This is a genomic window from Salinibacter sp. (assembly GCF_036626415.1).
Lineage (GTDB): Bacteria > Bacteroidota > Rhodothermia > Rhodothermales > Salinibacteraceae > Salinibacter.
The window spans coordinates 1-10,657 of sequence record NZ_JAZKRW010000103.1; the positions used below are offsets into that span (position 1 = coordinate 1).

The following is a 10,657-nucleotide window of genomic DNA, read 5'->3' on the forward strand; positions in this document are numbered from 1 at the left end:
CGACCGGCGGCCTCACCGGCGATGCCCTCGACGCGGCCGTCACCCTCTCGCTGGACACGCTCTCCGCCGACGAACGGCGCCGCCACTGGCGGGCCGCCGTCGAGGGAGCCGACGTGGCGGACCTCGACGCCATCGTGGACGGGTTTCAGCTGCCGGGACGCTACCTGCGCCGCGCCGGGGCCGCCGCCGTGCGCCACGCTGCGCTCGACGGACGTGAAACGGTCACCACCGGCGACGTGCGCCACGCCACTCGCTCCCTCGGGCGGCAGCTCCTCGACACCCTCGCCGAGCGCCTGGAGGTGGACGGCACGTGGGACCGCCTCGTCGTCGACCCGCGGACGGAGGAGAAGCTGCACGACCTCGAGCGCCGCTGCGACCACCGCGAGCGGCTCCTCGACCACCTCGGTCCGGCCTTCGGCAGCGCCACGACGAAGGGGGTGCGCGCGCTTTTCACCGGCCCGAGCGGGACGGGCAAGACCCTCGCCGCCCGCATCCTTGCCGCCGAACTGGGCATGGACCTCTACCGGGTCGACCTCGCCTCGGTCATCAACAAGTACGTCGGCGAAACAGAGAAGAACCTGCACCGCGTCCTGAGCACCGCCGAGGAGCTGGACGTGGTCCTGCTGCTCGACGAGGGCGACGCGCTCCTCGGCAAGCGCACCGAGGTCTCGACGGCGAACGACCGCTACGCGAACGTCGAGACCGACTACCTGCTGCAGCGGCTGGAGCACTACGCAGGAATCGTGCTCGTCACCAGCAACCTGGCTGACAACATCGACCCGGCGTTCCAGCGCCGCATGGACCGGGTCATCGACTTTGCGCCCCCGTCGGCGGACGAGCGCCTCGCCATCTGGTCCATCCACCTGCCCGGGGACCACGCCGTGAGCGAGGCGACGCTCCGGCGGGTGGCCCGGGAGTGCGCTATCAACGGCGGACAGATCCGCAACGCCGCCCTGCAGGCGACGCTCCTGGCGCTCGACGACGCGAGCGAGTCCACCACCCGAGCGGAAACCGACACCAATGATGAGCACCCCGATCCGGCACCGGAGGCCGTGGAAGTCCGCGACGAACACGTCCTAGCTGCTGTCCGCGAGGAGTATCAGAAGGACGGCGCTGTTTGCCCGCTCACCGTCGAGGAAGAAGCGGGCCCGAGATCCGGGTCGCAGCAGTTCGTCGAGGGGATGACGTCGTGACGGTCCTCCTCCTCACAGCCTTCCACTGACCTTCTCTCGTTTCCATGTCCGTAGCGCGAGTAAAATCCAAGTCGGACGCGTCGAGCGAAACGACGTCCGAATCGACGTCGACGGGAGAAGCGACGCGCCGGGATGCGTCGTCGACGGCGTCGGTCCGGGAGCAGGAACTGCTGCGTACGAGCGGGCCGGCGCTTGGGCTCCGTTCGGAGGGTTCTGACACGAAGGGTCTGGCCATTCACCCGGAGTTGACCGTCAACGAGCCGGGCGTCAAGTACAAGAAGAAGGGCGACCGGGTTGCCGACACCGTGCTCCGAACGGGTCGTCGGAAACCGGATGAACCGGTGGTCGAACCCGATGTTGACCCGCTACAGTCCAGATTGTCCGATGCCTCGTCGAAAGTGGAGGAATCCGTCGAACGTGACATCACCTCGCTCCGGGGCGAGGGAAGGCCCCTTCCCGGGTCGGTGCGGTCGTACTTCGAACCGCGCTTCGACGCCGACTTCGGCGACGTGCGGATCCACACCAGCCCGACGGCGGCCGCGACGGCACAGGCGTTGGATGCACGAGCGTACACCGTGGGTCGCCACATCGTGTTCGACGAAGGGGAGTACGCCCCGGGCCGCGCGGAGGGGAGAGGGCTTTTGGCCCACGAGTTGGCCCACGTTCGTCAGCAGGTGGGCCGGATGGACGGTCCGTGGTCGGAGCTACGCCTTGCTCCGGCGGACGGCGCCGCCGAGCGCCGTGCCGAGCGGGCCAGTCGGGCCGCAGCCAAAGGTGGAGTCGGCCCAGTCACGCGGACGGTTTCGCCACGAGTGTTGCGCGCGACGCGCACCTTCTCGCTGACGTTCGACGACGGGCCCCACGTGGCCCCGCTGGGGAAGGGGAAAAACCTCACCGAGAGGGTGCTGGACACGCTGAAGCAGAAGGGGATAAAGGCCGGCTTCTTTGTCCAGACGCATGTTCAATACCGGGGCGGTCACCGCATCGGACAGAAGCTGATCGCACGGATGGACCGCGAGGGCCACACGATCGGCGTCCACACCGGCGGGAAGAAGGGTCACGAACCCCACCCGGAAGCCCAGGAAGCGGGGCGTCTGAAGTCGGAACTGAAGGCCGCAAAGGAGCGGATCAAGACAGTGACAGACTCGGAATCCGAGGAGGGCACCGAGCCGACGTACGTGCGCCCGCCGCATGGAGACATCGGTGACGAACCGGCGACCAAGAAGGCCGTCAAGCAAACCTACGAGTCGACCGGTCTCACCAACCTCCTGTGGGACATCGAGGGCGATAAGGGCGGGAGCCTGTCCCTGGACGAACTGAAAGAGAATTTCCAGACCGGGTTGAAGAAAGTCAGGGATCGGGATTGGGAGGGAACGACGTCCGCCGCCCCGAAGATCGTGATCCTCTACCACGACGTCCGCGAGGGGACAGCCAACAACATCGGCGCAATAATCGATTACATCCGGTCCTACACCAAAAAAGTCGACGACGAGACGGACGCGGTGAAATTCGAACCCCCGTGACGGTCTCCCACCGGCCTCGCTGCGCCCTGGAGGGTGTGGCAGTCCGCAATGAGCGCTTCACAGCCGCCGTCCGCGAGGTGTATCAAAAGGGCGGGGCTTTTTGCCCGGTTACCGTCGAGGAGGACGAGGGCCCGAGCTCCGGGGCGCAGCAGTTCGTCGAAGGAATGACCTCCTGACGAGAACGGGGCTACGCGCCGTTTGTTGTTCGCAGGATCCGTTCACTACAGGAACGTCTCATGACTCGCACTCGGACGAAGTCCAAGTCCTCCTCGACGACGGTGTCCAAGACGGATGGGGAGGAACGCGACAACCCCCCACCGTCTGCGGCGAATATGCAGGAGAAGGGACCGCTGCGCGCGGCGAGACCGGCCGTCGAGCTTGGTGCTGACAACCGGGGCACGCAAGACGGCCCTCACATTCAACCGAAGCTGACGGTGAACGAGCCGGACGACAGGTACGAGCGCGAAGCCGAACGCGTCACCGACGCGGTGATGCAGACGCTGGAGCCAGACGCGAGCGCGAACCTAGAAAAACCTACCGCACCCGGGAGGAAGGAACCTGTCATCTTTCGGCGAGCGACCGCTGAGTCAGCAGCGAATTCGGCGGTGCAGCAGCAAATGGACAACATCTCGATTCCGTCCGGTGCTGGATCGGAAAAAACCCGGCCACAGGAAACACCCTCTCCTCTCGCGGACCCCGCAGAACAGTTTGTGCCGGACCGGCCGATGGGGGACGTGGAGCGTCAGCAGTACAGAAGAGAACTTGCTCGCGGGGAGCAGTATCGCGATCTCAGTCGCCCGATGGGAGAGTCCGAGCGACAGATTGTGACAATGCAGCCGTCGGGAGTTGAACTCTTCAATTTTCCGGGAGGCGCCTCGCTTCCCGTCGTGCACGATTATTTAGATCGGTTCAGCGATCCCTTGAACACCGGGAATCCCTTGCTCGACACGAGCGGTGTACACCGAGAAAAGAATCTAACCCATGATTTTACGGTCGATGAGTACGCTCAAAGCGGAGGAAATGAGTTCCAGCGGTCTCGGATCGATCCGAGTTTAATGGATCTTCTACAGCAAATTCGAGACGACGTGGGGACAGCAGTGATCATCAACTCCGGGTACCGTCCTCCGCCATACAACGAGGAAGTTGAGGGAGCAGAAGATAGTCAGCACATGGGGGGACGGGCAGCCGACATTCGCACAGCAGATATGACGGGCCGCGAGCTTGCAGAGGTTGCGCTGCAAAACAAGTGCGACATCGGCCTGGGAGTCGGGAGGGCCTACATCCATGTGGACGTCCGTGGTAATTGGGCTCGTTGGAATTATGATCCCGGACCTTCTGTGCAATGGATCGATCGGTTACACGATCGTGTCTGCGGGTAGATCAACGCTGTCCGGGAGAGGGACGGTGGCCGGACTTGCTTCCAGAGAGGCGGTGCCCATCTTCTCGATGGAGAATCGAGCAAAAGAAGAGGGGAGAAAATACGATAGAGCAGTGACTGTTCGTCCCCAGTCATGACCAGCGATTGCACAATGCGTCACGCTCGTTCAAAATCAACAGAGTCATCGTCCTCGGCTGCTCAACCCAAGGAGAGGGAAAGCAGCGACAGCTCCCCGGAACTATCTTCCGTGCAGGAGGGTGGACCGCTGTTTGGAATGGGGGCGGAGATTCGACTTGGTGCGCGGGACCGAAGCGCACGGGCAGAGGCCGTGATTCAACCGAAGGTGCGCGTCAGCGAGCCCGGCGACAGGTACGAGAAGGAGGCCGAACGCATCGCCGACACGGTAATTCGGATGCCGGAGTCGGAATCGACGGAAGAGCTCGGGCAAGGCACGCCGGGAGACCGGATTCAGCGAATGTGTCCACGCTGCCGCCGGCGTGTCCGGCAGGGACGGCCGCTGGACTGCCCGGGGTGCGAGGCGGAGCTGCGGCGCAAAGGGGACGGACCCGGCGGAGAGGAGACAGAATTAAGGAAGCAGCCCGGAACGGGGGGACAAGGTACGGCAGTGCGGCGGGCCGTAGACGTGACGAGCGGACCGGGGCGCCCGCTGTCAGACCGGGCTCGGTCGTTCTTTGAGGCCCAGATGGGAGCGAAGTTTGGCGACGTACGGATCCACATGGGTGGGGAGGCCGACCGGGCGGCGCGGGCGATTGGGGCCCGGGCTTACACGCTCAACAACGACATCGTCGTACGCTCCAGTGAGCATAGGCCCGAGACGCGAGAAGGCCGGCGGCTGCTGGCACACGAGCTGACCCACGTTTTGCAGCAGCGTGGTCAGCGCGGCGACCTGCGTGAAGGGAGCTCCTCTGAGGGAGAAACTGTCAGACCCCAGATCCAGCGCCAGGATGGGGCGAACGGTGAGGCGATTCCGGATGACGGTCGGGCGCCGGAGGACGAGGGCAAGCCAGGGCAGAAAGGCGAACCGAAACAAAAGGGTGAACAAACCAACCAGGAGAGCGGCGAAAAAGAAGAGGCGAAAACGGCCTCGGTGCGGGTTGCTTCCATCGGCGGGGGGGAGGCAAACTGCGTCGAAACAGTGGGGAGGGGCGAGAGCCGAACGAGTGTCGAGCCGTTTACAGTCGCGTACACGATGCCGTCCCCGATGAAAAGCGCTCAGGTTCTGCTGCTGGAACGGGGAACAGGTCCGGTACAGAGCAAAACCGTCACCGAGGCAAGAGGAGAAGTGACATTCGAGAAAGGCATTTCTATTAGCGAGAATGCTAGGTATCTGGTGCGCATGAAGATGAAGCGGAAGAACGGATCGGAGACGTGGGCGCAGAGTAATCCTCCAGTCGTCAAGTTCCAGCTCTGCAAGTTGCCCGCTGCGCCGACCGGTGTCGACCTCAAGTTCGCCAAGATGGTCTACGCGGAGGCGGGAACGACAGGCGAGTTCCCAATGGTGCGGGACCTCGTTTACAACCGAATTCAACACGTGAAGAGGTGCCCCAAGGACGAAAGTAGTTTCGGAGAGCCGACCATCGACGGCATTCTCACACACGAGAAACAGTTCGAAAGCGTACTTCAACAATCGCGAAAGTTCAAAGAGCTGGAGAGCGAGCTAAATGATCATTCCGGTCCTTGTGGGTACACTACGTCACCGCGCTCGACCGACCCGAGCAAGTGCTACCAGATTAACAAAGCCATCGAGGCGATCAAACAGGGAGACAGGGGCACGCACGACTATCTTTTCTTTCGATCCGACACAGACAAGCCCTCTGACCGAGCACACAGCCGATTTGATCATTCGGGGGGAAACCACTACTGGAAGATCAGAGGGTGTCCCGGAGGAGAAGAGGCCGAGGGGGATGGCGATTGAGTGCACTCGGGGGGAGAGGAGGTTCCAACGGAGCCCTGGGGCGAAGAAAAGCCGTACGACGACCACTCTTTAGAAATGCCACCCTCTATGTTACGCCCTCGTATCCAGTCCGATTCGGACAAGTCTTCGGCGACGCAGGAGGCAGGAGAACAGGATCAAAGTACGTCTTTGCGGTCTGCCCATCGAAAGCGGGGACCGCTGAGGGGGGCAAGTCCCGGAGTTGAACTCGGGAGAGACAGGGGAGTGCGCACGTACGGACGCACTGCGCCGGAGTTGACCCTGAGCGGGCCGGGGGAAAAGTACGAGAGGCGGGCCGAGCGCATCGCCGACGGGGTGATGCGAAGGCCGGACGCTACGGATCTGAGAATCGCTTCCCTCTCCTCGTTGGTGGACGGAATGGGGCAGGACCTCATTTTTCGGCGTGTTACTACAAAGTCGGCCACGGAGTCAGCGGTCCGACAGCAAATGGACGAAATCTCGGCCCCACCCAACATTGGACCGGAGGATGTCCCGTCTTGGGAAGCGCCTTCATCTCCTGCGCATCCCGCCGAACAATCATCGCCGGATCGTCCGATGGGAGAGGTCGAGCGGCAGATCTCGTCGATGCAGCCATCGAGGGGTAGGCAACAGGACCCCCTTCCCGACATGTCTACCGTCCAGGCCGCAAGCCGGTATCACAGCGGATGCAACAGCCTCTTCGGGGATCTCCGCGGCCCGAATTGCAACCAGTCGCACGACGGCGTCGATTACTACGCCCCGGTAGGAACGGCAACGTACGCCGTGACGGACGGTCGGGTGCAGAACCTAGTCATGTAGGGATACGGCAGCTCGGTTATCCTGAGCGAAGACGGTGGAACCGCGGCCTACCTGTACGCGCACTTGAGAACCTGTTTGGCGGATTGCCGAAAATCGGCTTGGACAACAGAAAAGCGCCGGTCAGCGTCTTGTGAAAGGCACCAAACCGTTCACAAGACCGACTCAGAGCGATGAGCTCTTGCTATCCCTCTGATCTGACCGACGCAGAATGGAAACAGATCGAGCCGATCTTTGATCGCTTCCGCTTCGATCGGCATGATCCCCGAGATCTGCTGAACGCGGTGTTTTATGTGCTGAAGACCGGTTCACAGTGGCGAATGATTCCGAAAGGCTTCCCTCCGTGGCAGACCGTGTACTACCATTTTCGAAAATGGCGGCGGTTGAATCTCCTTCAGCGGCTTTGTGACCGAGTCCGACGGGCCGCGCGCGTAGCTGCCGGGCGTCGGCCCAGTCCCAGTGCCGCGGTGATTGACACCCAGTCGGTCGATACCGAACGACAGGCCGGTCCGGGGCGCGGGCGCGACCCGAACAAGCAAGTAACTGGACGAAAACGCCACGTGATTGTCGATACATTGGGGTTTCTTCTGGCTGTTGTCGTGCACCCGGCCAACGAGAATGACAGTCAGACAGCTCCGCCGGTGCTGAAGCAACTACTTGGAAAGGTGCCTCGCCTGAAGGTGATTTTTGCTGATAGCGGGTACAAAGGCCTTCCGGGAGGGCTGGTCTGGCGGTGCTTTCACTGGCTACTCTCGATCGTGGAGCCGGACGAGGAGACCGAAGGCTTCGAACCACTTCCGAAACGGTGGGTGATCGAACGCACATTCGGCTGGTTTGGAGGCTATCGCCGTCTAATTCGAGACTACGAGCATCTTCCTGAAATGTCGGAAGCGATGGTCCGGGCCGCCATGATTCGATTGATGATTCGCCGCGTCACCTAATCCGCCAAACAGGTTCTGAGTGCCCACGACGTCCAGAACGGGAACAACGTCGAAGCAGGCGACCAGATCGGTCGGACGGGGGCGTCCGGAATTGCGGTCACGGACCGACCGCACCTGCAGTTCGAAGTGCATCCCGACGGATGGAGGGACGCAGAGGATCCGTTGGACCACGGGTTTCCGACTCCCATGGACCACCGGGTGTACGATGACGGAGAGGGGTGGCATATCGAGAATTTCGACATTGACAATTGCAATTGCTACGACGGTTAATGGGCACGGCTTGAGCTAACGCTTGCCAGCTTCACTCCTGTACAACTTCAGCGCCGCCATGACACGAGTCCGCAGAACAACCCGATCAAATGACTCGTCGAGGCTTCCGTCGTCGGCCGCGTCGTCGCGAGATTCGGAGCAGAGCGATCGCAGTCCTGTGTCGGAAATCGACGCCCGCGAGCTCGGACCAATGCAGACGGCAGGACTGGCCGTCAGCCTTGGGGATGAGGGTGCGCACATAGGAGGGGGGGATCAGTCGAAGCTAACGCTGAACGAGCCCGGCGACAGGTATGAGCAGGAAGCCGAGCGGGTCGCCCGTGCGATTGTACCGGCGCGGGGGACGACTGGGACGGTGGAGTCGCGGGAACCGCCTCTCTCTGCTCGCGTCCAGCGTCTATGCCCGCGCTGCCGCCGGCGCGCCCGGAAGGGACGGCCGCTGGACTGCTCGGAGTGTGAGGCGGAGCCGCAGCGAAAAACAGACAATGGCGGGATGTCTGTAGAGCGGGACGGCGCTGGGCAGGCGGAAGACGTGGCGAGCGAGCCGGGCCGGCCTCTCCCAGAGAGCGAGAAGTCGTTGTTCGAGCGCCAGATGGGGGCGGACTTCAGCGGCGTCCGTGTTCACACTGGACAAAATGCCGATCGGGCCGCACGTTCTCTCAACGCTCGGGCATTTACGCTTGGACCGGACATTTCCTTTCGCTCCGGCGAGTACTGCCCCGACACATCAGAGGGCAGGCGGCTGCTGGCGCACGAGCTCACTCACGTCCTACAGCAGACCGGAGCCCGGAGATTTGCGTCTTCCTCGGCGCCCGGGACACGTATTCAACGCCAGCCCGATCCGGCCGAGACACGCTCCGCGAAGACCTCCGAGGACGAGAGCAAAAAGCTCAAAGCGGCCAGTCGCCAGATCGGCGAAGCACGAGCCACAGCCGCCGCGGACGTGAGAGCGCGACACGTGGTCCTAACCTCCCTCTTGCGGTCGGACGAGGAGTTGAACCAGCTCCTGAAGAAAGTAGGTCCAGAGGCCGAGAATGTCCCGCTGGACGTGTTTAAAATGCAGTATCATCTTCGGCGCAGGGGGCTCCTCAGTGCGAAGGCGGTAGAGGAGGAGGGCTGGTTGGGGAACGCTAGGGCTTACTGGTCGATCTGGGATCTCGACTCCCTCTCTGAGGGCCGTGTCCCGCCTGAGGCCATTCCCAAAACGCTGGAGGCGGTATCCATCGCCCAGCAGCAGGAAACCCTCCGTGGACATCTGCGCGACGTGGGGTCGGCAGAGACACAGGAGGATCGGCGTAAGAAAGTGAAAGAACTCATTGCATTCGCGCAGTCGAGAGTAGCGACGTATCCGGAGCGTGTCGACACCTTCATCCAACAGCCGGTGCCATCAACGGACGAAAAGGTGCGGATTCTCGGACGTGTAGCCGCGGCTGCGGCCCGGTTGAACTTTCTTACTGGGGTCATCTTCGTCGGCGGAAGCGCTGAACGTCACAAGTGGGAGCCGAAGGGAAAGAATCGGGGCTACCTGCCCAATCGCTACAATGCGAAGGGAAGAGCGTGGTGCACGCGGTTCGCCACGAAAGTCCGGGCATCAGTCCTTGGTGGCGAAGACACAAGTTCCGGATTTCGACTGGCAAATCCCGAACAGTTCCCGAACGACTTCTCGGTTGAGGAGCCGCGATACGACGAAGCTTCCGGAGGCGCGTTTGTCGGCGCTCGGTTCCCGAGGTCTGCGCGGAGGAATCCAGCCTGGAATGATTTGCGCACCTCTCTGGAGCAGATCCAGAAGGACGGCTCGCTGTCGGACGTGGAAAAGGAAGAGAAGAAGAAAGAAACCCTCGATAGTTTCTTCCAAGACCACTTGAAGCCACAGGCCGGCGATTTCATGGTCGTCCGCCGGTCCAGTTCGCCGGCGCACTCCTTCTCGGCGAAGGAAGCGAAGAGTCACACAATAATGATCGAGCGCTTCGCCGACTACCGGATTTACACCATTGAAGGAAACAAGCAGGGACGCGTGACCGGACGCGAGTTCAATCTCCTCGATCCGAAGCACGTCCGGGAAATTATTTACATCGCCCGGATGGGCCTTCCGATGAGCGAGAAGAAAGGCGCAACCGCTGGGAGCTCCGTTGCCCAGACGGCAACACAGACTGCCGGCGGACAGGTCTCGTCGGAGCAACGAGTCCTCACCGAGACCGACCTACTTGCCCCTCTGCAACAGATGAGCAATCTTCTTCAAGAGTACGCGCTCCTCCGCGGCATGATCGACCGGGTTCGGGAGGACGAGATCGACGCGGTTGCGAACATGGTTCATCATGAGATCGGCGCCACTCAGGGAGGGGATGCGGGCTGACCTTCGAAGATGCAGGATTCGTCCTGTCATTGGTGCACGGAGGAGCGCAGAGCGAAGGGGGGAAAGGAGAAGATGGTCATCATCGGGGCCGCGATGCGGAAGCTCCTCCACATTTGCTACGGGGTTCTCAAGTCCGGCCGTCTCTTCGATGCCTCGTTGCATCCGGGGACCTAAAACGCTTGACGTTCACCACAGCATCTCTTCATTTGAAATTCGACCCCCACCCGGGCAACTTTTCGCCGTCATAGGCCTT

At 62.2% G+C, this 10,657-nt stretch carries 9 protein-coding genes and 1 pseudogene; all 10 read left to right on the forward strand.

The window, feature by feature from the left end; translation table 11 throughout:
* A partial coding sequence (locus V5A20_RS10825) for an ATP-binding protein (RefSeq protein WP_332327320.1) occupies positions 1–1,193 on the forward strand: 1,193 nt, incomplete at its 5' end.
* Positions 1,194–1,237: 44 nt separating this feature from the next.
* The gene (locus tag V5A20_RS10830) at positions 1,238–2,716 is read left to right on the forward strand and encodes an eCIS core domain-containing protein (RefSeq protein WP_332327321.1); all 1,479 of its coding nucleotides are present in this window, start codon (positions 1,238–1,240) and stop codon (positions 2,714–2,716) included.
* Positions 2,713–2,892 carry a hypothetical protein gene (locus V5A20_RS10835; protein ID WP_332327322.1) on the forward strand — a complete coding sequence of 60 codons (180 nt, stop codon included), beginning with the start codon at positions 2,713–2,715 and terminating at the stop codon, positions 2,890–2,892. Before V5A20_RS10830 ends, V5A20_RS10835 begins: the two co-directional genes overlap by 4 nt.
* Positions 2,893–2,994: 102 nt before the next feature.
* Entirely contained in the window at positions 2,995–4,095 is a 1,101-nt protein-coding gene (locus tag V5A20_RS10840) for a YcbK family protein (RefSeq protein WP_332327323.1), read from the forward strand.
* Positions 4,096–4,569: 474 nt separating this feature from the next.
* Positions 4,570–6,030: an eCIS core domain-containing protein gene (locus tag V5A20_RS10845; RefSeq protein ID WP_332327327.1), complete on the forward strand. Its 1,461-nt coding sequence runs from the start codon at positions 4,570–4,572 to the stop codon at positions 6,028–6,030.
* 645 nt (positions 6,031–6,675) lie between these two features.
* Positions 6,676–6,846 carry a hypothetical protein gene (locus tag V5A20_RS10850; RefSeq protein ID WP_332327324.1) on the forward strand — a complete coding sequence of 57 codons (171 nt, stop codon included), beginning with the start codon at positions 6,676–6,678 and terminating at the stop codon, positions 6,844–6,846.
* Positions 6,847–7,016: 170 nt separating this feature from the next.
* A complete protein-coding gene (locus tag V5A20_RS10855) occupies positions 7,017–7,784 on the forward strand; it encodes an IS5 family transposase (protein ID WP_332327325.1) in 768 nt (255 codons plus the stop codon).
* 15 nt (positions 7,785–7,799) lie between these two features.
* On the forward strand, positions 7,800–8,054 hold the full coding sequence (locus tag V5A20_RS14115) for a peptidoglycan DD-metalloendopeptidase family protein (protein WP_442978436.1): 255 nt from the start codon (positions 7,800–7,802) through the stop codon (positions 8,052–8,054).
* A gap of 157 nt (positions 8,055–8,211) precedes the next feature.
* Entirely contained in the window at positions 8,212–10,404 is a 2,193-nt protein-coding gene (locus tag V5A20_RS10860; RefSeq protein ID WP_332327326.1) for an eCIS core domain-containing protein, read from the forward strand.
* A gap of 42 nt (positions 10,405–10,446) precedes the next feature.
* Positions 10,447–10,578 (forward strand): annotated as a pseudogene (locus V5A20_RS10865) (IS110 family transposase); the annotation flags it as partial.
* Between the last annotated feature and the right edge of the window lie 79 nt (positions 10,579–10,657).

Coding starts and splice junctions, on each gene's coding strand:
- V5A20_RS10830 (WP_332327321.1), top strand. CDS start 1,238: ATGTCCGTAGCGCGAGTAAAATCCAAGTCGGACGCGTCGAGCGAAACG.
- V5A20_RS10845 (WP_332327327.1), top strand. CDS start 4,570: ATGTGTCCACGCTGCCGCCGGCGTGTCCGGCAGGGACGGCCGCTGGAC.
- V5A20_RS10850 (WP_332327324.1), top strand. CDS start 6,676: ATGTCTACCGTCCAGGCCGCAAGCCGGTATCACAGCGGATGCAACAGC.
- V5A20_RS10855 (WP_332327325.1), top strand. CDS start 7,017: ATGAGCTCTTGCTATCCCTCTGATCTGACCGACGCAGAATGGAAACAG.